18 protein-coding genes are annotated in these 21,097 nt (G+C 68.4%); 7 read left to right on the top strand and 11 right to left on the bottom strand.

Annotated elements, in window-relative coordinates; all coding sequences use genetic code 11:
• Positions 1-111 precede the first annotated feature (111 nt).
• The 3 genes from ACFVH5_RS31970 to ACFVH5_RS31960 all read right to left on the bottom strand — a co-directional run bounded on the left by ACFVH5_RS31970 (position 112) and on the right by ACFVH5_RS31960 (position 5,864).
• A complete protein-coding gene (locus ACFVH5_RS31970; protein WP_385837203.1) occupies positions 112-2,652 on the bottom strand; it encodes an ABC transporter permease in 2,541 nt (846 codons plus the stop codon).
• 134 nt (positions 2,653-2,786) lie between these two features.
• Positions 2,787-3,569, bottom strand: coding sequence for an ABC transporter ATP-binding protein (locus tag ACFVH5_RS31965; protein ID WP_384800650.1), 783 nt, complete (start codon positions 3,567-3,569; stop codon positions 2,787-2,789).
• Positions 3,570-4,127: 558 nt separating this feature from the next.
• Positions 4,128-5,864, bottom strand: coding sequence for an IlvD/Edd family dehydratase (locus tag ACFVH5_RS31960; RefSeq protein WP_385837202.1), 1,737 nt, complete (start codon positions 5,862-5,864; stop codon positions 4,128-4,130).
• A gap of 667 nt (positions 5,865-6,531) precedes the next feature.
• On the opposite strand from ACFVH5_RS31960, the gene ACFVH5_RS31955 reads away from it, so the two are divergent.
• Positions 6,532-6,948 carry a WhiB family transcriptional regulator gene (locus ACFVH5_RS31955; RefSeq protein ID WP_385837200.1) on the top strand — a complete coding sequence of 139 codons (417 nt, stop codon included), beginning with the start codon at positions 6,532-6,534 and terminating at the stop codon, positions 6,946-6,948.
• Positions 6,949-7,096: 148 nt separating this feature from the next.
• Complete coding sequence (locus ACFVH5_RS31950) at positions 7,097-8,101, top strand: hypothetical protein (protein WP_385837199.1); 1,005 nt, start codon at positions 7,097-7,099, stop codon at positions 8,099-8,101.
• Here the strand turns inward: ACFVH5_RS31950 and ACFVH5_RS31945 are convergent.
• The 4 genes from ACFVH5_RS31945 to ACFVH5_RS31930 all read right to left on the bottom strand — a co-directional run bounded on the left by ACFVH5_RS31945 (position 8,049) and on the right by ACFVH5_RS31930 (position 10,659).
• Positions 8,049-8,429, bottom strand: coding sequence for a ferrochelatase (locus ACFVH5_RS31945; RefSeq protein ID WP_385837198.1), 381 nt, complete (start codon positions 8,427-8,429; stop codon positions 8,049-8,051). The two genes, ACFVH5_RS31950 and ACFVH5_RS31945, sit on opposite strands and share 53 nt — an antisense overlap.
• Positions 8,347-8,697, bottom strand: coding sequence for a DoxX family protein (locus tag ACFVH5_RS31940; protein WP_385837197.1), 351 nt, complete (start codon positions 8,695-8,697; stop codon positions 8,347-8,349). Before ACFVH5_RS31940 ends, ACFVH5_RS31945 begins: the two co-directional genes overlap by 83 nt.
• Before the next feature lie 72 nt (positions 8,698-8,769).
• Positions 8,770-9,504, bottom strand: coding sequence for an alpha/beta fold hydrolase (locus tag ACFVH5_RS31935; protein WP_385837196.1), 735 nt, complete (start codon positions 9,502-9,504; stop codon positions 8,770-8,772).
• A 126-nt stretch (positions 9,505-9,630) separates the two neighbouring features.
• Complete coding sequence (locus tag ACFVH5_RS31930) at positions 9,631-10,659, bottom strand: LLM class flavin-dependent oxidoreductase (RefSeq protein WP_385837195.1); 1,029 nt, start codon at positions 10,657-10,659, stop codon at positions 9,631-9,633.
• Between the two features lie 49 nt (positions 10,660-10,708).
• Here ACFVH5_RS31930 and ACFVH5_RS31925 point away from each other — a divergent pair, with 49 nt between their 5' ends.
• A complete protein-coding gene (locus ACFVH5_RS31925) occupies positions 10,709-11,098 on the top strand; it encodes a winged helix-turn-helix transcriptional regulator (protein ID WP_385837194.1) in 390 nt (129 codons plus the stop codon).
• A gap of 429 nt (positions 11,099-11,527) precedes the next feature.
• Positions 11,528-12,493, top strand: a complete 966-nt coding sequence (locus ACFVH5_RS31920) for an STM4015 family protein (RefSeq protein WP_385837193.1) — start codon at positions 11,528-11,530, stop codon at positions 12,491-12,493.
• Positions 12,494-12,695: 202 nt separating this feature from the next.
• On the opposite strand, the gene ACFVH5_RS31915 is transcribed toward ACFVH5_RS31920, so the two are convergent.
• Entirely contained in the window at positions 12,696-15,098 is a 2,403-nt protein-coding gene (locus ACFVH5_RS31915) for a ricin-type beta-trefoil lectin domain protein (RefSeq protein ID WP_385837192.1), read from the bottom strand.
• A 326-nt stretch (positions 15,099-15,424) separates the two neighbouring features.
• Here ACFVH5_RS31915 and ACFVH5_RS31910 point away from each other — a divergent pair, with 326 nt between their 5' ends.
• Positions 15,425-15,916 carry a hypothetical protein gene (locus tag ACFVH5_RS31910; RefSeq protein WP_385837190.1) on the top strand — a complete coding sequence of 164 codons (492 nt, stop codon included), beginning with the start codon at positions 15,425-15,427 and terminating at the stop codon, positions 15,914-15,916.
• A gap of 136 nt (positions 15,917-16,052) precedes the next feature.
• Here ACFVH5_RS31910 and ACFVH5_RS31905 read toward each other — a convergent pair whose 3' ends face one another.
• Positions 16,053-17,165 (bottom strand): PASTA domain-containing protein, encoded by a 1,113-nt coding sequence (locus tag ACFVH5_RS31905; protein WP_385837189.1) that lies wholly within the window; start codon positions 17,163-17,165, stop codon positions 16,053-16,055.
• Positions 17,166-17,625: 460 nt separating this feature from the next.
• On the opposite strand from ACFVH5_RS31905, the gene ACFVH5_RS31900 reads away from it, so the two are divergent.
• On the top strand, positions 17,626-18,759 hold the full coding sequence (locus tag ACFVH5_RS31900; RefSeq protein WP_385837188.1) for a hypothetical protein: 1,134 nt from the start codon (positions 17,626-17,628) through the stop codon (positions 18,757-18,759).
• On the opposite strand, the gene ACFVH5_RS31895 is transcribed toward ACFVH5_RS31900, so the two are convergent.
• Positions 18,728-19,390, bottom strand: a complete 663-nt coding sequence (locus ACFVH5_RS31895) for a hypothetical protein (protein ID WP_385837187.1) — start codon at positions 19,388-19,390, stop codon at positions 18,728-18,730. The genes ACFVH5_RS31900 and ACFVH5_RS31895 overlap by 32 nt on opposite strands.
• 209 nt (positions 19,391-19,599) lie before the next feature.
• Positions 19,600-19,917, bottom strand: coding sequence for a hypothetical protein (locus ACFVH5_RS31890; RefSeq protein ID WP_385837186.1), 318 nt, complete (start codon positions 19,915-19,917; stop codon positions 19,600-19,602).
• A 231-nt stretch (positions 19,918-20,148) separates the two neighbouring features.
• Between ACFVH5_RS31890 and ACFVH5_RS31885 the strand changes: the two genes are divergently transcribed.
• Positions 20,149-21,051: a hypothetical protein gene (locus ACFVH5_RS31885; RefSeq protein ID WP_385837185.1), complete on the top strand. Its 903-nt coding sequence runs from the start codon at positions 20,149-20,151 to the stop codon at positions 21,049-21,051.
• Positions 21,052-21,097 lie beyond the last annotated feature (46 nt).

Raw genomic sequence — 21,097 nt, 5'->3', positions numbered from 1 at the left:
TGGTGGTGGTCGGTCTAGACGGCGTTGATCTTGGTGTGGGAGCCGCCGACCGGGCGTCGGCCGGGCTGGCGGCCCAGCCCGGCCGACGTGGGTGTTGCACGAGGCGGGAGGCTACTCGGACTTGATGGCCGCCAGCATGTTGAGTTTGGAGGCGCGCCGGGCGGGCCATACCGCGGCCAGCATGCCCACGCCGGCGGCGAGGGCGAGGAAGAGTGCCAACCGGCCCCAGGGCATGACCAGTTCGTACGTCGGAAGTGAGGGAGCGATCAGTTCGCCGGCCGCCCAGCCGAAGAACGCGCCGAGGCTCAGGCCCAGGACCGCGCCGAAGAGCGAGATGACCAGCGACTCCAGACGCACCATGCGCTTGATGCCCTTGCGGTCCAGGCCGATGGCGCGCAGCATGCCGATTTCCCGGGAACGCTCGAAGACCGACATGGCCAGGGTGTTGATGACACCGAGGACGGCGACGATCACGGCCATCGCGAGCAGCCCGTAGAGCATGTTCAGGAGCAGGGTGATCGCCTTGGCGATGTCGTTCGAGATGTCCTTCTTGTCCTGCACGTTGATGGCCGGGTTGTCGCCGAGCGCCTTCTGTAGCGCGTCCTTCGTGGTCTGGTTCGGGCCGTCCTTGGTCTTCACCATCACCTTGTTGTCGGTGACGTTGTCCATGTGCGCGGAGAGCACCGCGCTGTCGATGACGATTCCGTTGAGCAGGGAGTTGCCCTCGTAGATGCCCGCGATGGTGAATTGTTTCCTGGCGCCGTCTTCGAAGGTGACCGGGACCTTCGAGCCCGCGTGCCAGTTGTTGTCCTGGGCGGTGTCGTCGTCGACGACGATGGTGTTCCCGGTGACCTCGGAGAGCGAGCCTGAGCTGAAGTCGACCGAGATCATCTGGCTGATGGTGTCGCCGTTGACGCCGGTGAGCGCTGTCGTGTCACCGTCGACCAGGGCCGGGGCGGTGCGCTGGGTGCTGGTGGCGGTGACGCCGTCGGTGCGCTTGAGGGTTTTCTCCACATCCGGTGACAGGCCCGTACCGCCGATGGCGCCCAGGGAGACGACGTAGTCACTGCGCAGTGAGCCCGCGGCCATCTCGTCGATACTCTTCTGCACGCTTCCCGCGATCACGGTCAGGCCGGTGATGAGGGTGAGGCCGATCATGAGCGCGGAGGCGGTGGCGGCGGTGCGGCGGGGGTTGCGCACCGCGTTCTGGCGGGCGAGCTTGCCCGAGATACCGAAGACGCGCAGCACCGGTGCGGAAGCGGCGATCATCGGCCGGGACAGCAGAGGGGTGAGCACGAACACGCCGATCACCAGCGCGCCCGCACCCAGGCCCATCGGTGCCTTGCCGTCGCCGCTGCTCATGCCCGTACCGGCGAGGACCAGTGCGACACCGCCGCCGGCGAGGATCGCGCCGATGGTGTTGCGTACGACGAGGCCGCGGCCGCTCGGAGCGGCGTGCACGCTGCTCATCGCGGCGATCGGGGGGATTTTCGCGGCGCGGCGGCCGGGCAGCCAGGCGGCGAGGACGGTGACGACCACGCCGACGAGGAGCGCGGCAACGACGGTGGTCGAGGAGACGACCAGCGGCCCGTCGGGCACCGTGGAGCCGGTGGCGCCCAGCAGCGAGCGCAGTGCGGCGCCCAGGCCGATGCCTGCGAGGAGACCGGTGACGGCGGCGACCGAACCGACGACGGTGGCCTCGATCAGTACCGAGCGGGTCACTTGGCGGCGGCTGGCACCGACCGCGCGCATCAGGGCGAGTTCCCGGGTGCGCTGGGCGACCAGCATGCTGAAGGTGTTGGCGATGATGAAGATGCTGACGAACAGCGCGATGCCGGCGAACACCAGCAGGCCGGTCTGCAGGCCGCTCATGCCGGCCTTGATGTCCTTGGCCTGGTCGTCGGCGAGCTTCTTGCCGGTGACCGCCTCCGACCTGGCGGGCAGCAGCTTGTCCACGCCGGCCTTCAGCGTCGCCTGAGAGGTGCCGGCAGCGGCCTTGACGTCGATCTGGTCGTACTGGCCGGGCTCGGTGAACAGCTTCTGCGCGGTGGCGTTGTCGAAGAGCGTGAGGGTGCCGCCCGCCGCGACATTGCCGTCGTCGGTGGTGAAGATGCCGACGATCTTCTTCTGGCGCACCGGGCCGTCGGTGGACAGCCGCACGGTGTCGCCCACGCGGTAGTCGCCGCGGTCGGCGGTCCTGGAATCCAGTGCCACCTCGGCGTCGGTGTTCGGGGCGCGGCCGGAGCCGAGGTCGTACCGCGGATCCTTGCCGTTCTTCGCGGGGAAGTAGTTGCCGCCGGTGCTGGAGAAGCCGTTGCCGAGGAGGTCGCCGTCCTTGTCGGCGACGGCGGTGTAGCCGGCCACCGTGCCGGTGACGGTCCCGGCCCCGGGAACGGCCGAGATCTGGTCCAGCAGGCGCTGGCTCAGCCGTGGTGGGTCGCCGGGAGTGGTGTCGTCGTTCTTGTCGTGCGGGCGGACCGCGACATCGACGGTGTCGAATCCCTTCTCGGAGCTCTTCTGGTAGGCCTTCGTGATCGTGTCGGTGAAAACCAGGGTGCCGGAGACGAAGGCGACGCCGAGGAGCACGGCGAGCACGGTCATCAGCAACCGGGCCTTGTGGGCCAGCACATTGCGCAGGGCGGTACGGAACATGGGGGAGTCCTGGAGGAGAGGCGGGAGCGTGAGGGCCGGATCGCAGCGGCCGGTTGGCAGCGGCCGGTTCGCGGTGCGGCGGCGCCGGGCCGGAAGGCCGCCACGCGCGGCGTCAGGGCGTGGTCGGCTCGTGGTCAGCTCGTGCGGCCCTTGGCGTCGAAGCGCTTCATGCGGTCGAGGACGGAGCCGGCTGTCGGGTTGTACAACTCGTCGACGATCCGGCCGTCGGCGAGAAAGATCACCCGGCCCGCGTGGGCGGCTGCGACCGGGTCATGGGTGACCATGACGACGGTCTGGCCCAGTTCCTGGACCGAGTTGCGCAGGAAGCCGAGGACCTCGGCGCCGGAGCGCGAGTCGAGGTTGCCGGTGGGCTCGTCGGCGAACATGATCTCGGGCTTGCCGGCCAGCGCGCGGGCCACGGCCACACGCTGCTGTTGACCACCGGAGAGCTGGTTCGGCCGGTGCTTGAGCCGCCCGGACAGGCCGACGGTCTCCACGACCATGTCCACCCAGTCCTTGTTGGGCTTGCGGCCGGCGATGTCCATGGGGAGCGTGATGTTCTCCAGCGCGGTCAGCGTCGGCAGCAGGTTGAAGGCCTGGAAGATGAAGCCGATCTTGTCGCGGCGCAGTTGGGTGAGTTTCTTGTCCTTGAGCGAGGACACCTCGACGTCGCCGATGCGCGCCGAGCCGCTGGAGATCGCGTCCAGACCTGCCATGCAGTGCATGAGCGTGGACTTGCCGGAGCCCGAGGGGCCCATGATCGCCGTGAACTCGGCCTGCCGGAACTCGACAGAGACGCTGTCCAGGGCGACCACCTGGGTCTCGCCCTGTCCGTAGACCTTGGTCAGGTCCGTCGCGCGGGCCGCGGCCACGGCGGGGCGGGTCGCGGTGGGGGCGCCGGAGGGGAAGGCGGTCACGGTGGAATGCTCCTGTCGTACGAGGGCCGTCGGACCGGAAGATGCCGAGGGCCCGGGGAGATGAACCAATGGGGTTTCGCTATGACCTCCATCGTCCGTGCCGTCGGGACCTCAGACATCCGACCGCGCGCCCGTTACTGATCCGGACCAAAGTCGAAGGTTGCCGTCGCTGAGTAGTCCTCAGGAAGGAGAGACCTCCGCCCGGAGGAGGCCTGGTCCTGACAAGGGGCCTCTACGAGCCGGTCGACGCCGCGCTCGATGGTCCTGCGGCGGGGAGCGAGCACGAAGCCGCGGCAGGTCGGCGGCCCGGCAGCCCGGAGACGGCCGGGAGACGGGCTGGACGTCAATGCCGAACCGGGCGCCGTTCTCGATGGCGGTGGTGCGGCAGCCAACGTAGATGCCTCGGCCACAACACTGCACGCTGGCGGAGGTTCTCACGCTCTGGGAGCCGCGCACGCAGGCGGAGGGTTCAGAGGTGCTTCCTTCGGCCAGGCGGACCAGGCGGAGTACGCGAAGCAGCAGTTCGCGGTATGCGTGATCGGTGCCGCCGGGGCGGGTTCAGTGGGAGTCGCGGGGAACCTCGTGTCCGCGGCTTCCGCGCAGGAAGCCGAAGTCGGCGCCCTGGTCGGCCTGTTCCACGTTCTGGGTGTAGAGCCAGGCGTAGCCGCTGGTGTGCCGCTCGGGAGGTGCCGTCCAGGCCTGTCGGCGTCGTGCGAGCTCCGTGTCGTCCACGTCCAGGCGCAGGATGCGGTTCGGGACGTCGAGGACGACGGTGTCCCCGTCGCGCACCAGGGCGAGAGGTCCGCCGACGGCGGCCTCGGGCGCCACGTGCAGGACCACCGTCCCGTACCCGGTGCCGCTCATCCGGCCGTCGCAGACGCGCACCATGTCCTTGACGCCGGCCTTCAGCAGCTTGGTGGGCAGCGGGACGTTGGAGACCTCCGGCATGCCGGGGTAGCCCTTGGGACCGGCGTTGCGGATGACGATGACGGTGTTCTCGTCGATGTCGAGGTCCGGATCGTCGGCCACCTCGTGATACGCCTCGGGGGAGTCGAAGACGCGGGCGGGGCCGCGGTGCGTGAGCAGGTGCGGGGACGCGGCTGACTGCTTGATCACAGCGCCGTCGGGGCACAGGTTCCCGTGGAGGACGGCGATACCGGTGCCGGCGGGCTGGAACGGGGCGTGGAGGCGGGTGATGACGTCGGAGTCGATGCGTTCTGCCTTCTGGGTGTTCTCGGCGATGCTGCGTCCGGTGACCGTGATCTGTTCGCCGTGCAGCAGCTTGCCGTCGAGCAGTTCGGCCAGGACGGCGGGCAGGCCGCCCGCGTAGCAGAAGTCCTCCATGAGGTACTTGCCGCTGGGCATCAGGTCGACCAGGGTCGGCACCGCGCGGACCAGGCCGTCGAAGTCCCGCAGGTTCAACTCGACGCCGACGCGTCCGGCGAGGGCGATGAGATGGATGACGGCGTTCGTGGACCCGCCGATGGCCGCGTTGACCCGGATGGCGTTCTCGAACGCCTTACGGGTCAGGATCTGCGAGGGACGCAGTTCCTCTTCCACCATCCCTACGATGCGCTGTCCCGCCGCCTGTCCGGTTTCCATCCGCCGGGCGTCGACCGCAGGCCAGGCCGCCGAGCCCGGGAGCTGCATGCCGAGCGCCTCGGCCATGCAGGCCATCGTCGAGGCGGTGCCCATCGTCATGCAGTGCCCGTGGGAACGGGCCATGCACCCTTCGGCGAAGAAGCACTCCTCCTCGGTCATCCGGCCGGTCTTGAGGTCCTCCTCGAACTTCCACACGTGGGTGCCGGATCCCACGTCCTGGCCCCGGTACTTGCCGTTGAGCATGGGCCCGCCGGTGACCATGACGGCGGGCAGGTCGACGCTGGCGGCGCCCATGAGCATGGCGGGCGTCGTCTTGTCGCAGCCGGACAGCAGCACGACGCCGTCGAGGGGGTTGGCCCGGATCAGTTCCTCGACCTCCATGGCCATGAGGTTGCGGTACAGCATGGCGGTGGGGCGCATCAGGGTCTCGCCGGTGGCCATGGTGGGGAACTGGAGCGGCAGGCCGCCCGCCTGCCACACACCGCGCTTGACGGCTTCGGCGACCTGGGTCAGATGGGCGTTGCACGGCGCGAGTTCGGAGGCACTGGTCGCGACGCCGATGACGGGCCGCCCGTCGAACACCTCGTGCCCGAGTCCCTGGTTACGCATCCAGGAGCGGTACACCATCCCGCTGCGGCCCTGTGCGCCGAACCATGCCTGGCTGCGGCGGCTCGTCTTCTGCCCGTCGGTCATGTAAGCACTCCCGTGGCTGTGGTGTCGTCCGTTCGCGATGGGGCGTCGTTACCGGGTGGAGTCCCGCAGGCCGTGCTCTGCACCACGATCATTGAATGATGTGATGAATGGCGTCCAGGGGGTGCGCAGAGATCGTGGTGTACTTTCTGCCCTTGCATCAGCGCGTAGTCGACTTGCTCAGCTCGGGTGGGGCACTGTGGGCGGCGCGTGGGAACCGGGGGCGCTGCCGGTTGAGGACCCGCTCGCGGCCGAGATCGGCGTCGGTCGGAGGGCAGTGCGGTTGATACGGCTGCGGATCAGCGCGGCCGAGCCGCGGAACACCTCGCGGAGCGTCCCGCCGAAGACGACTGTGCGCGGGTTGAGCGCAGTGACCAGGTCGCCGACGCCGACGCCGAGGCCAGTCGCCGACGTCGTGCGGGGCGGAAGGACCGCTGAACGCGCTCATGAGTTTCGTACCTGACGCGTGCCCGCACGCCGGTGTCCCTCACACGGCAGACCGTCGTGAACGGGCCATCCTCCGACGACGTCCGGATTGTGCGCCAAGAGGGTGACAAGTCCGTTCTGAGTTCTTACGCTGAAAGGAACCTCTGCCGGGTACGCGGCGCGCTTGAGGCGCCGCGATTCGGTGCTGGGCGGATGCGCCCGAACGGATCGGCAGAGGTACGCGATGGCCATCGACCACTCACCCGCGGCTCCGAGCGAATGGTGCCGCCGAGCCGCATGCGTCGGTGAGGATCCCGAGATCTTCTTCCCGCTCGCCGACACACTCGCCCCCGGTGCGGAGGCACGAGCGGCTCTCGCGGTGTGCCGCCGCTGCCCCGTCCTCCTCGCCTGCCGCTCCTGGGCCATCGACCGTGGTGAGGACGCCGGTATCTGGGGAGCCACCACAGCCGCCCAGCGACGAGCCGTCCGCCGCGCCACCGTGGAATCCGGGGCACTGCCGGCACACCAGCGGTACCGGGCGGCGCCGGGCGCCGACGCGGACCCGGAAGGGGGCGTGGAGGGGGCGGGGAAGCGGGTTGAGGCGGACAAGGACCGGGAGGAACGCTCGGACGGGCCAGTGACGCGTGCTGCTGCGAGGTGAACCGCTGTGAGGTGAACCGCCGCGATGTGATCCGTACGGCGCGGCCGACGTGCGCGGCGACGGGCGTCGGCCGCGCGGCACGCCGCCGCCATACGAGTCCTGCGCGGGGCCCACCGCATCCGCCGGCCATGAGACGGGCGAAAGACTGGTGAACGGCGACTCGGATTCCTGGTCCGACGCCGGCCGGGGTTCCGGTACCGAGGAGGCGCACGTGCACGGCGCGACCACATGCGGGACTGCGGCGGCCGACATTCCGATCGACGGCCGCCGTACGCACCCTGTCCGGCGGTCTGCGGACTGCGAGGCTGTCGAGGAGTACCCCACCTGGCGGACCATCGGGCTGGAAACGATGGCGGCCATGCTGGTGGTGTCCCTGCGGCGGGTCGGCAGCCATGCCTTCGAGGCCCGTTGCCAATGGCCCCGGTTCCACCCGCTCAACGAGCGAAATCTGGCCGTCAGCCACCACCCCCTGATCATGGTCGAGTCCGTACGGCAGGTCGCCGCGTCCTTGGCCGCTCACCTGCCTCCAGCCGCCGGGGGCCTGGAGCCCGTGTCGATCCGGCTGGGCCTGTCCGATGGCGGACCGCCGCTGGAGAGCGGCGACGCCACCGACGTCCTGCTACGCATCGCTCTCGGCGATGTCGAAGTTGAAGTCGAAGATGGCCGCTGCGTGGCCTATCGGCTCACGGCCGACTTCCTGCACGCCGGTGAGCGGTTCGCCGCATGCGCGATGCGCCTCGCCCAGCCTGCGCTGCATGTTCCCGAGGCGCCGGGTACCGCTTCCGTGCCCGGCATATTGCACCCCTCGGCAGCTGCGGTCGGGGCCGCCGCTGAGCCGGACGTCCTGCTGGCCCGGGCTCCTCAGGGACGCATGGCGATCGCACCGCGCGACCTCGGGCACCCCGTGTTCCTCGCAGGTCGGCCGTCCTGCGTTCCCGCCCTGGCGGTCCTGGAGGCCGGACGGCAGGCGGCGCTGTTGTGCTGCGGGCGCCCTGCCTCCGCGATCAGAGGACTCAGCGTCGACCTGCACGGAGCCGTGCCGCTCTCGGGGGCTTTCGTCGAACTGAGTTCCTCGCCGCTCGGCCCCCGCTTCGAGGTGCTCACGGCGGGACGGGTCGCCGCGACGGGCGGGGTCGGCCTGCTGACCACCTGAGGAGGCGCCCGGAGGCGCCACGGGACCTCGGCGTCGAGGCCGTTTCGAGGTAGTAAAGGACCTCCGTGTGGTCGGGGACGAGCCCGATGGGCACCATCACCACGACAGTCGCCCCGCCGACGTGCAACTGTTCGAAGCGGTCGTACGTCTCCGGCTCCAGCCAGGGGCTGTGCGCGAGGCCCGAGCGGGACCGGCGGATCAGCCGCCAGGGACGGGCGGAGCAGCGGCCACGGACGTTCGGCCTTCTACAGGCTTGAGACGCGTAGTGCGATGAGGGCGATGGCCACAGCCGTGAGAACCGCTGCCGGGGGCGCCCCCTTGTAGTCACGGGCGCGCAGGTGAGCGGCGACCGCGCCGATGAAGTAGAGCGTCAGAGCGATCGCGGCGGCGATTCCGAGGGGCGCCCACCAGAGCCCGATGACGAGGCCGCCGGTGCCGGCTGTCTGGGCGATGCCCAGGAACGGCAGTACGCCGTACGGCAGGCCGATGGCGGACATCTGGTCGACGAGGCGTTTCGGCCGGGTGAACTTGGCACCGGCCGACGTCAGGAGCACCGCCGACATGAGTGCGGCAACGATGGCGTAGGCGATGAACATACTGAGACCTCAAGTGCTGGGAGGGGGCGATTGGTTGGACAGTCACTGACCTGGCTTTGCTTCTTTCGCAGGTCAGGAGTTGTTGAGCAGAAGGGCGCCGAGTTCCGCGGGCCTGGTGAGCATGGCGTCGTGGCCGGTGTTGATCGTGTGGACGCGAGACGGCTCGCCGTTCGGCTGAAGCTTCGGGATGGGCCGGCGGGCGACACCCTCGGGCTCGTCGCCGACGCAGAGGATGTGAGTCCGCGGGATGGATGCCTGCGCGGGGTTGTCCATCTCGGCCGGCTGCTGGAAGCAGAGCACCGACTCATCTGTCAGCGTGCTCTTGAGCCAGGCGATGTCGTCGGGGTCGGTGACGCCGAACAGGCCGAGTGGCGCGGCGGATTCCGGCAGAGGCGGAATGCGCCAGGGCTTGGCACTGCCGGCGGCACCGTCGATCATGACTTGTGTGAGGGGCATGACGTCGATGGCGTTCTCGCCGTGGGTCGGCACCATCGCATCCACGTACACAAGGCGGGAGATCCGCTCGGGCACGTGGTTGGCCACGTTGGAGATGACCATGCCCGCGTAACTGTGTCCGACGAGGACGACGTCGGTCAGGTCATGTTCGAGGATGAGACCGATGACGTCGTCGGTGTGGGTGGTGAGGCCGACCTCGGGACTCAGGAGGTGCACCTTTTCCCCATGGCCGGTGAGGGACGGCGCGAAGACACGGTGGCCCTCGGCGGTGAGCAGGGGTGCGACGCGGTTCCAGGACCGTCCGTCGTGCCAGGCACCGTGTACGAGGACGTAGGTGGTCGAATTGGGCATGGCTGATCCTTGGTGTGATGTGGGTCTACTGGCGGGTGGGCGTGCGCTGCACGCGGGCACGGCTGGACACGCGCACGGGCGTATGCGGCAGGCGAACCCCGGGCACCGTGACGCTGGTGCGAAGGTTCAGATGGATGCGGAGCGCACGGCGGGTGCGACGTCCGACGCGAACTTCTCAATGGATCCGAGAACGCTCGAACGTGGCAGACCGCCGAGATCGGCCTGTCCGATGAACCGGTTGGCGCCGAACAGTTCCTTCTGCGTGACGAGTTTCTCGGCGATCTCCTGCGCACTGCCGACCAGGAGGGCGCCGGCGGGACCGGCCATGGCCTCGAAGGTCGGGCGATCCAGGTGCACGCCTCGGCCATGTGCGAAGTAGGCGCGGTAGTAGGGATAGAAGGTCTCGCGGGCTCCCTGCGAGGTCGCACCGACGAAGAGATGGGCCGCCACCCCGATTCCGAGCGCGGCGCGCGGATGCCCGGCCGTCTCGGCTGCCTGCCAGTACAGATCGACGGCCGGTCGGGCCCTGGCGGTACTGCCTCCCAGGTGCGCCAGCGTCATCGGCAGCCCCAGGCGGCCGGCACGCCGGGCGCTGTCCGGTGACCCTCCGACGGCCAGCCGCACCGGCAGCACCCTGTCCAGGCGAGGAACGACGGCGACGCCGTTCAACGGCGGCCGGAACCGTCCCTCCCACGTGATGCGGTCCTCATGCGCGATCATGCGCAGCAGGTCGAGCTTCTCGGCGAAGACGTCGTCGTAGCGCTCCATGTCGACGCCGAAGATCTCGAACGGCTCCGCGTAGGCGCTGCGGCCCACCGTGATCTCGGCACGTCCTCCCGAGACCAGATCGAGCTGCGCGAAGTCCTGATGGAGACGGACGGGGTCGAGCACACTCAGCACCGAGACAGCGCTGGTCAACGTAATGGATGCGGTTCTGGCGGCGACGGCTGCGAGCACGATGGCCGGCGAGGCGACCGCGAACCGGGGAGTGTGGTGCTCACCGACACCGAACAGGTCGAGCCCTACTTGGTCGGCGAAGACGCCGATGTCCACGATGTCGTGGACGCGCTGAGGGGTGCTGACGCCCGGGACGACGTCGGTGAGAGAGAAGACGCCGAGTTCGACCTCGGCGCCCGCTGAAGCGGTGTGCTGCATACGTTCGACGTTAGGCATCCGTCAGGTACCTGAAGGTACCCTTCGGCTCGTGAGCCTCCGCCCCGGAACCGTGTTCCTCGCCGACTGCCCCGCCCGCCTGGCCATCGAGATCATCTCCAGTAAATGGGCTGTGGTCACGCTCTTCGCCCTGAGTGACGGTCCCGTGCGGCACGGCGAGTTGGTCGAACTCATCGGCGGTGTCTCACGCAAAGTACTGACACAAACGCTGCGCGGTCTTCAGGACCACGGACTCGTCGAACGGCACGCGTACGCCGAAGCGCCCCCACGTGTGGAGTACAGCCTGACCGAGCTCGGGCGCACCTTGGAGGAGCCCATCAGAAGGCTCACCGACTGGGCGAGAACCAACGGAGAAGCGGTTGCCGCCTTTCACGAGGCAGCCGCTGAGAAGGACGCACCGGGCGCGCCTCCACGGGCCTGACCCGCAACGGGCCCGCCCACATGCGCCTCCTCAACACCGTCCTATCGGGGGTGGGAGTCGGTGCGGCGGTGGTCTCCGCGCATCTCACTGGGACCGGGATCCTTCGGACCGTGGTAGTCACCGCCGCGCGGGGCCGGGTTCGTGGCCACTCGCAGTGCGGACAGCGCGCCGCGTTCCGCGCTGTGGGTCAGCAGCGATCGCGAAACCCAGGCTTGAGCCGCCTCCGGTGACCACGACGTTGCGTCCGGCCTGGCTGGGTATGGCTCCGGGGAGGCGTCCGCCCGGGACCGGTCGCCCGAAGTGTGAGCCCGGTGGCTCACCCTGACCCTTCCGGGACTCACCAGCAGGGGACGTACGCCGGACGCCTGAGGCTGAAAGTTCTCAAGTCCCGCCGCACCGGGCTCAGTTCAGATGTGGAAGGCTTGCGCCGTGACGATCGACAATCTGACAACCCTGCACGGTCTGCCCGTCTACGACTTCCCGGTCGCGGGCGAAGAGAACGGGCCACTGCCTCCGGCGGGCGAGGTCGCCTGGAAGCTGTCCCGCTATCAACTCCTCACGGACGGAGAGTCCTTCGAGACCTGCTGGAACCGCTTCCTCGACACCGTCGACCTTCCGCAGGTACGCGCCCTGGTCCTGGGTTCAGGCGCCTACGGTACCGAGGACGACGGAGACGATCCCGCCGAGACGGCCGGCCGTCTCGTGGCCGCTGCCGGCCGTCTCACCGGACTCGAAGCCCTCTACCTCGCCGATGTCACCTTCGAGGAGGCTGAGCTGTCCTGGATCGTGCAGGGCGACGTGACCCCGATCCTGGCCGCCTATCCCCGCCTCCAGGAGCTGGGTGTACGCGGCTCGGGCGGCGGCTTCGACGACGGTCCGGGGCTGCGGCTGACACCGCTGCGCCACGAGCACCTGCGCGTCCTGCGCCTGGAGAACGGCGGTCTGCCCGGAGAGGTGGCCCGCGCGGTGGCCGCCAGCGACCTGCCCGCGCTGCGCCACCTGGACCTGTGGCTGGGGGCGGACTACTACGGCTGCACCACCACCCTGGCGGACCTCGCCCCCATCCTCGACGGCGACCGCCTGCCCGCCCTGCGCCACCTCGGCCTGCGCAACAGCGAGATACAGGACGAGATCGCCGCCGCACTGGCCGGTGCTCCCGTCGTGGCCCGGCTCACCTCCCTGCACCTGGGCCTGGGCACCCTGAGCGACACCGGCGCCGAAGCCCTTCTCAGCGGTCAGCCCCTCACCCACCTGGAGGAACTGGACCTGCGCCACCACTTCCTCTCGGAACCGATGATGCAGCGCTTGTGCGAGGCCCTGGAGCCGTCCGGCGTCAAGGTCGACCTCGAAGAACGGGAGCAGGCCACGAACCGGTACGTGGCGGCGGGGGAGTGACCTGCCGCCACGACCTTCCTGTTCGGGTGGACACCCTGCTGACGCCTGGCTGACGACCGGCAGGACGACGCTTCCTGTGCCCCGGTGGTGCGCCGAGGTCCGTGGATTCGCGGGCCTCGGCGCTGTGGAACTGTCACCTTCCGGCGGGACCTCTGGTGGGATCTCTACGATCCGGTGGAACCTTGACGATCCGGTGGGCCCTCTATGAAAGGACCCACTTCTGGCTCTGCTGGCTGCCGCATGTCCACAAATGGACCGCGGTGCCGTCAGCCGATGCCCCGCCGGTGACGTCCAGGCATTTGCCGGACTGCGGGTTGCGCAGTGTGCCGTTGGTCTGTGGCTGCCAGATCTGGGCCGCGGTTCCGTTGCAGGTGTAGAGCTGCACCTTCGTGCCGTCGGCCGTGCCCGAGTTGTCGATGTCCAGGCATTTGCCCAACGCGCGAACGGCGCCGGTGCCGAGCACGGACCACTCCTGGGCTGCGGTGCTGTTGCAGGTCCACAACTGGACCTTGGTTCCGTCGGCCGTGTTGGCGTTGTCCACATCAAGGCACTTGCTGAGGCCCTTCACCTCTCCGGTGCGGGACGGCGTACCGGAGAGCTGGTTCAGGGTGTACCAGGCCTCGGTGCTCCACAGTTGCTTGCCCTCGTCCGAGCTGAAGGGGCGGGCCGAGCGGACGTGGACCACCCGGTTGGGCTTGAGGCCGGGGATGGCCAGGGTGACCGTCTTGCGGTCGCTGGAGACGGTGGCCGACTGGACGGTCAGTGTCTCCTCGTCGACCTTGGGGCCGCCGTAGTCGACCCGGGGTACGTAGCGCCACTGCTTGACCTTGTAGCGCGCGGCCAGGCCGGCGGCGGTCTCGTTTGATATGGGCTGGGTGTAGTCGAGGGCGAAGCCGCCGTTGACGGCACGCATCTGACGGATGTCGAAGGCGCCGGTTCCGCTCGGTGTCAGCTTCTGCAGGCCGAACTTGAGTTTGCCTTCCTGGCCCCAGTTGCCGTCCGCTCCGAGGCCGCCGATGTAGAGGGCGCCGTCGGGGCCGACACTGATCCGGTTGACACCGACCTCCAGGCCCTGGGTGAGGCGGAACACGGCGCCCTGGTACTCGTCGTTGACCTTCTCCAGGTATCCGCGCTGGATGCCGCCGTAGGTCACGTCGCCGAACAGCATCTGGCCGGCGAACGGCCCGTCGCTCAACTGCAGTGGCGTGCTGGGGGAGTTGGCGATCTCGTTCTGAGGGAGCCACAGGACCGGCTTGGTCACGTTCTTCGAGTCGAACGGGCCCGCCGGGTTGGTGTAGTGGTTGAAGAAGCGGTCCTGTTTGACCTGTACCAGTTTCGAGGAGGGCAGCCAGCCGCCCTGGTTGTCGGTGACGAAGATGTCACCGTCGGGACCCCACCCGATGCCGTTGGGCGTCCGCAGCCCGCCGGCCACGTAACTGACCGCCCCCGTGGCCTTGTTGACCTTGATCGTGGAGCCGCGGTTGGCCGCGGGCTGCGGATTCGTCGTCGCTCCGCCGTAGTTGATGGACACGGAGAGGTTCAGGTAGAAGAACCCGTCCTTGTACAGCAGGCCGAACGCGAACTCGTGGAAGTTGCCGCCGTAGGGCCAGGTGGCGACCCGCCGGTAGGTGTCGGTGACCTCGTCGCCGTTGGTGTCGTTGAGTTCGGTCAGTTCGTGCTTCTGCGACACGTACAGCTTGCCGTCCACGTACTTGATGCCCATGGGCTCCTTGAGCCCCGAAGCCACCTTCTTGTACGTCACCTTGTCCGGTCCGGTGTTGCCGGTGACGTTGCTCAGCAGGTAGACCTCGCCGGTCGTGTTCTCCGAGCCGCCCCAGGTGGTCACGGCGAGCCTGCCGTCGGGAAGCCAGTCCATGGCGGAGACCTGCGGTTCGAACCCGGTGGGCCGCAGGTTGGTCAGGGTGTAGTTCGGGTGCACGCCGGTCAGGGGCAGGCCGTCGCCTGGTGAATCGCCGGCCAGTTCGCATTCCTTGCGTCCCGGAGCGGTGACCCGGACGACGTCGGCATCCGTGCTGAGCACCGAGTTGGGCACCACGGCGAACGCCGTGGCGGAGGGTGGCTTCCAGGCGAGAGTGACCTGCTGCCCGCCGTCCTTCTCGAAGTGGTCGATGCGGATCGAGTGGTATCCGGCGGTCAGGACAACGTTGCCGTCCTTCGGATCGGAGCCGTGCAACCCGTCGTGGCTGATGACGAGTTGGTCGTCGATGAGGAGCCGGGAGCCGTCGTCGGTGGTGAGCCGGAAGGTGTACGTCCCGGCGGTGGGGACGTTCAGGTTGGCGATCGTCTGCGAGACGAAGTTGGCGCTGAAGCCGAAGTCCGCGTCGGAGGACCAGTCGATCACCGGCATCAGCTTGTCGACGTTCGGTGTCTGACCGGGCTTGAGTTCACACAGTTTCTCAAGCGGCACCTGCATGTCGAAGACACGTAGGGTGACACCCGGCTCCTGCGGGGGAAGAGCGTCCGCGGAACGGTCGGTCGGGGCGGCCGAGCCCGTAGGGGCGGACAGCCCGAGTGCCAGCAGCGAAGTGACGATGGTCGTGGCCAGGCGTCTGCCAAGTCGCCCGGATAACAGCCGTGGATACACGTGGCCTCCTGTTCGCTCCCCGGCATGGGGGAACGCAGATGGACGAGTGAGTAGATCCACCGCTGCCGGTGCGCGCCGTCGCACCGGATACGGAGAGTGGCGTACGGGACGTATGAGATCTCGTGCCGTCGCGACGGACACAGTAGGGACTTTCTCCGAACTCGTCCATACCTTGTCCTCACTGAGGCCAAAGCTTTCCCGCTTTCACTGGCCCCGCGCTCCTACACGGCATTGCGCTTGCCCGGATCGAGCTCTCCCCCCTTTGCGGCCTGCCGCCTGCCGCCTGCCGCCTGCCGCCTGCCGCACGGCAGGATGTGCGGATGGCGATGAGCGAGACCGAGCTGCTGGTCCTCCTGCGTGCACTCGACGACCCCGAACGGCTGGGAGAGCCGCTGCACTACGATCGCGCCGCGACCGGCTTCGCGTTCAGCAGGCTGGTGAGCCGGCTCGAAGCGGAGTTCGGTGCCCCGTGCGACTCCGAGCGAGACACTCAGGACTCCAGTGAGTACGGGCGTATCCAGGTGCCCGCGGACGCGACGGTCTGCGGGACGCGGATAGTGGTCTGCGTGAGCAAGTTCGGCTCTGTCGCCGAGGTCTGTGCCGACAATCCGGGGGCGTTCTACGGTACGGACGAGGCATGTGCGGTGGGGGCGCTGGACCCCGCCGATCTCGCCACCGTGGAGCGGGCGCTGGCCGAACTCGGATACGTGAGCGTTCCCGAGGAGCTGCTGGAGAGCGACTACGAGGGCCCCAGCGCGCTGGGGCAGTTCGCCGTGCGGCCCACCTGGTGGACACGGTTCTTCGGCACGGTCTGGTGATCCACCAGCCCGGCGGGCCCCTTCAGCGTCGAGGGCCGACGGCAGGTCACGGTCACGCTGTTCGGGGTGGGGCGCGGTCGTGCTGTCGACCATGGTACGGAAGATCTTCTCCGGGCCGGGCTCGCGGGGGCGGGATTCAGGAGTGCCAGCGGTTGCGGCCGTCGGAGGCAGGGCCGCAGATCATGGGGGTTCCTGCCTTGGTGACGCCGGTCGCTCCTTGCGGAGAGCAGAACGAGCCGGGGTGTACGGTGCCGACGCTGCCACCGCCCGTGGAGCTGCCGGAGGAGCTGCCTGAGGAGCCGCCTGAGGAGGACGAGGAACTGCCCCCGGTCGAACCGGCGCCCCCGGTCGTGCTGTTGCCGCTGTCGTGGTCGGGATCGTTGGCCGGGATGTCGTACGTCGTGTCCTTCGCCTTGGGGCAGTGCTGAACGAGGTCGACGTCGGTCCACCGGCCCAGGTCGAGGCTGACGGCGGTGTCGGAGGTGACGTCGGTTCCCTCGTCCGGGGACTGGAAGCACACCCGCCACTCGTCGCCGTCCTCCGCGGCCTCCTCGGCGGTGGGGGTGTCGAGGTCGAGGTAGACGTCGTCGAGCTGGACGCTGTCGAGGTCGATGCCGGCCCGCTTCAGGTCTTTGAGGGCTGTGTCATAGGTGGCGCCGACCACTTCCGGCATCACAGGCCACGGGAGCGGACCGCCGTCCTTCTCCGGGCACGGCTCGTCGTCCTTGACGGCGGCGAAGTTGATGGTCTCCGCGGTCGTGTCGACCTTCTGGAAACACACTGTCCACAAGGACCGCACCATGACCGTGCGGCCTTCTTCGGCGGCGTCGTGGTGAGCGGTGGTGAATCCGGCGGAACGTGCCAGCTTCACCGCTTCGTCGAGCGGCTTCTCGGTGTAGTCGGCGGCTTCGAGGGCCTTCGGGGAGGGCGAGGGCGAAGCGGCCTTGACACTGTCGCTGCCCTTGTTCTGCGTAACGGCTTCGGATTTGGCGGTCCCGTTGTCGTCGAGCTGCCCACCCAGACCCGCGCCGACCGTAAGGAGCACGAGGGCTCCGAACGTCGCACCGGCCTTCGTGAACCAACGCCATCGTGGCAGTACCCACACCGCCACCACGGCAGCGATCATCACGAGAAAGCCGAACCCGAAGCTCAGAGCACCGATCAGAGCGACGAGGGCGAGGAGGGCGAGTACGGCCGGGGTGGTCCTCCACCAGGGTTGAGGCAGGACCGGAGTGTTGTACGGGTTCACGTGATGCTCTTGCTTTCTCTGGCACGGACGGGCTGGGGCGAACCGGAATGGGTTCAGGGACGGCACGGGGCGGGCCAGCACGCTTTGTCGTGGCGAGATCAGGCCTGCCAGCCCGCAGTGATGCGGTGCATGCAGACGGTGACAGTCCTGATGTGGAAAAGGTTGCAGTGATTCGTGAAGAAAATGTGTGCGAGTCCGTTGTGTCGGTGGAGGGCCGGTTGTTGCGCTGGGCCTGGCCGTGTCAGGCGGACGGTTTCGATTGGGCATTGAGACCATCAGCCTCAAGCGCTTGATGGCGATGATCGACAACGCGATCGAAGTGGCGTGTGGCCCCGGAGTGCGGCTCCGTAAGTGATTCGGTCAATAGCCGAAAAGCATTGCCCACAGGCCCTCTTGATGCGGTGTCAGGTGGACCGTACTCTGCTTCCCGGTAACGTCGACCAGGGGAGCGGGGTTGGCCATGGGACCGCCGGATCCATCCGAAACCGCTGGATCATCCCATCCGTCCGACGAAGAAATGCTTCAGGCGGTCGAGCTCCATCTCGGCGGGAGCGGTGAAGCCTCACGGTTGATTGCGCCCGGTACGGCGGAGCTGTCGGCGCGGCCGTTGCTCGACTTCCGTATCGATCGGCGATACGAGAAACGGCGTGAGGGAATTCAGCGGAGTGCGCCGGGAAAGAAGCTGAAGCACGTTTCCAAGCAGCCGTCCTATATTCACCTTGCCACCCATCATGTCCCGGTGCCCTCGGGCTTCGCCCCGACGCAGCCCGTGGTGCTGGTGTTGCAGGGCTCGGTCGCCGAGGTTGTGTGCGCGGAGTGCAAGGGCGGCAGACAGAGTTGCGGGGTGTGTGGCGGCAGCGGCACGCAGACCTGCCCGGAGAACGTGAAGTGCAAAGCCTGTGGCGGTGGCAGCGACGCATGCTGGTCATGCGCAGGCACAGGCAAGCGGGGCAGCCGACGGCCGTCCGGGAACGCTCAGGGCAAGTCGCGGACCGACTGGTGCAGGCGTTGCGGGGCGCACGACGTGGCCTGCCCCAAGTGCGTCGGCAACGGGACGGTGGCCTGCACTGTGTGTAAGGGCAAAGGACACCGCGCCTGCGATGCCTGCAAGGGCTCGAAACGTTTCCGGCATGAGGCATGCAACGGCACCGGCTTTGTCACCACTTGGACCGCGGCGGAGATCTCCCACCCTGTCGGCGCGGACCATGAGCGAGACCGGGCCCCGGCCCACCTCTGGTGGCCGACGTACCGGACGGACGGGTGGCGCAAGGTGTTGTTGAAGGACGTCACCGACGAACTTCCCGTCGACCTGCCGGAACCCCATCGCGAGCGCATCGCGCCCCATTTGCCGCGCAAAGAGGTCGAGGTGCGACGCCTGGCGGTCCTTCGCTATCTGCCCGTGGCCCGGGTCACGGTGGCCGCCGACCCGGATTGGGTGTACTTCGCCTTCCCTGATGGGCCGGGGGCCGATGGCGGCATCAAGGTCGTCAGGAGGCCGGCGAGGCCGAGGATGGTCCGACTCGGGGGCATTGCCGTGGCGGCGATCCTGATTGCGGTACTGGTCATGGTTCTCGCACTGCAGATGCTCGACTGAAGCGCCACCACCGCCCGGCGTCGTGAGCGACGTCTCCCTTCGGGAGGCGCATGCCGCGGGGTCGTACGAGTGACCGTTGACAGGCCGGAGATCGCCGCGGAGGAAGCCGTGTGTTCAACCGGTTCTGGCGGGCCGAGGCCAGCTGCGGTCGGCCGTGGGCGCCGTCGACCACCATGAGATCGACCGGGTTGGGGGCCAGGTTCCACAACTGCATGCCGGATTCGTAGGAGCCGGTGTTGCCGATGCGTCCGGCGAGAATGACCTGTAGTGGCTGGGTCATGAGCTGGTCGACCAGGTGATACGCGTCGTAGCCCAGCAGCAGTGAGTCGCCGCGCGCGAGACGGCGGTTGGTGGAGTACTCGTTGCCACCTCGTTCGGTGCGGTAATAGGTGATCGCCCGTGTCGTGTCGATGTCGGTCGCACCGACTGCCTGGGCCTCCTCCAAGGTGTCGGGCAGCCAGTTCACGCGAGCCGGTTCTCCGGTGCGGGACTCCTCGGTGCGTGCGTCGGCCAGGGCGTCCAGGGCGGCGGCCGGACCGTCCGGCTGGAAACTGCGGAACGACGTACCCATGTTGCCGGGGACGACCGTTGTGACCGCCTTGATGCGGTGGTCGGTGCGAGCGGTGTGCACGGCGTAGCCCCCGCCGGCACAGATGCCGAGGACGCCGACGCGCTGCGGACGTGAGATCGACGAAGCGGACCTGCGGCGGCACCGGCTCGTACTGACCGCTGAAGGTGTACAGGCCCGGGATCGCGCGCTTGCGGCCCTCGCGGCGGAGTACGACCGCAGGCTGGCGAGGGTCACTCCGCAGGACTGCACCGAGCTACAGCGCATTCTTCTTACGATGCTCGGGTTGCCGAAATGAGGCCATGACGAGAGGCGTTGGCGTCGTGCGGGTGCGGGTGCGCGGCCATGGTGAGGGCCCGCCAAAGTGAGTGCTGGAAGACGGTGATGAACCTGACGACCAGCCAAGGGTCGTCGGCGACGGCGACGGCGACGGCGACGGCGACGAGAGCGGTGGCGATGAAGGGTGTCGTGCCGTCGAGCACCATCACGTCCAGCTCGCGGGAGAAGACGATCGCGGTGGAGCCGTACCGGGTCTCGAACAGTTCCCAGAGAAGGACCGACTGCGAACCGTGCAGGGCGCTCTGCCCCACGCCGAGGGCCCCACGCCGAAGGCCCCGCGCTGCGCGGCCTTTCTCCGGGTGAGTCTTGCCGGCGGTGTGTGACTGTGCGCGCAGACTAAAGGCCTGTGCACTCACCCGTAAAGACAGGGCGAACCGTGGCGCGCATCCTCGTGTGTGGAACGGGGGGAACCAGCCCTCATCGAGAGCCAGTCACAGCGTAAGGACTGAAATAACGTGCCACGGGGGCGACAGAGCAGCATTATGACCATCGCCACGGTGATATCCACCCTCACCGTGCTGACGGGCTGTACGTCGAGTCCGGTGCGTCCGACGGCGTCGGCGGTGACCGAGGGCCCGGCCCGTCAACTCAGCCTCACCGAACAGGGCCGGGTGGACCAGGCCGAACAGCGTCTGGTCCAACGGTGCATGGCGGAGAGGGGCTTTCGCTACTGGGTGTTTCCGCGTGTGGACGCCGACACGTTCCGCGCCTTCACCTACCGCTTCGTCCAGGATGACGTCGGGTGGGCGCGCGAGCATGGCTACGGCGAGCGGCTGCGGCAGGCGTTCTTCGAGGCGAAGAAGCGCGACAGGAACCTCTCGTATCAGAAGGGTCTGACGCCGGCGGAGCGCGAGCGCTACACCACTGCTCTTCGGGGCGGTCGAGACACCCCGATGCTTTCTGCTCGGTTGCCCTCGGGAGGGACGGTGCGCAGCCCGGGCGGCGGTTGCATGCACTCCGCCCGGAACGAGTTGTACGGCGACGCGGAGGCGTTCTTCCAGGCCGACAAGATCGCCACGGACCTCAGCGGGGTGTATGTCCCCAAGGTCATGCGCGACCCGCGTTTCACGCGGGCCATGAAGGCGTGGTCCGGTTGCATGCGCGGCATGACGGGCGACGACTACGCCGACTCGGACGTGGCCCGTGCCGACGTGCGCAAACAGGCCGCGGGTCTGGGCGCTTCGAAGGCGCATGCCATCGAGGTGGGCGTCGCTGTCGCGGATGCCACCTGCGCCCGGCGGACCTCGCTGCGCGGCATCTTTTCCCGACTGGACCGTGAGTACGGCGATCCGGTGCGTGCGCGATACGCCGACGAGATCGCCACCAGGAACCGGATGAAGCTGGCCGCCCTGCGGCGGGCTGACCGCATCGCTGCCGCTGACTGATCCACCTGTACCTGGCCGATCAGCCAGGGACCGAAACCAGGAAACC

The sequence above is a fragment of the Streptomyces sp. NPDC127119 genome (assembly GCF_042677425.1).
GTDB lineage: Bacteria > Actinomycetota > Actinomycetes > Streptomycetales > Streptomycetaceae > Streptomyces.
This window is presented reverse-complemented; position numbering and strand designations above follow the sequence as displayed.

Bases quoted from the DNA above. Each gene is read 5' to 3' on its own strand.
- ACFVH5_RS31970 (WP_385837203.1), bottom strand. From the start codon at position 2,652: ATGTTCCGTACCGCCCTGCGCAATGTGCTGGCCCACAAGGCCCGGTTG.
- ACFVH5_RS31955 (WP_385837200.1), top strand. From the start codon at position 6,532: ATGGCCATCGACCACTCACCCGCGGCTCCGAGCGAATGGTGCCGCCGA.
- ACFVH5_RS31930 (WP_385837195.1), bottom strand. From the start codon at position 10,659: ATGCAGCACACCGCTTCAGCGGGCGCCGAGGTCGAACTCGGCGTCTTC.
- ACFVH5_RS31910 (WP_385837190.1), top strand. From the start codon at position 15,425: ATGAGCGAGACCGAGCTGCTGGTCCTCCTGCGTGCACTCGACGACCCC.
- ACFVH5_RS31885 (WP_385837185.1), top strand. From the start codon at position 20,149: ATGACCATCGCCACGGTGATATCCACCCTCACCGTGCTGACGGGCTGT.
- ACFVH5_RS31960 (WP_385837202.1), bottom strand. From the start codon at position 5,864: ATGACCGACGGGCAGAAGACGAGCCGCCGCAGCCAGGCATGGTTCGGC.
- ACFVH5_RS31940 (WP_385837197.1), bottom strand. From the start codon at position 8,697: ATGTTCATCGCCTACGCCATCGTTGCCGCACTCATGTCGGCGGTGCTC.
- ACFVH5_RS31900 (WP_385837188.1), top strand. From the start codon at position 17,626: ATGGGACCGCCGGATCCATCCGAAACCGCTGGATCATCCCATCCGTCC.
- ACFVH5_RS31935 (WP_385837196.1), bottom strand. From the start codon at position 9,504: ATGCCCAATTCGACCACCTACGTCCTCGTACACGGTGCCTGGCACGAC.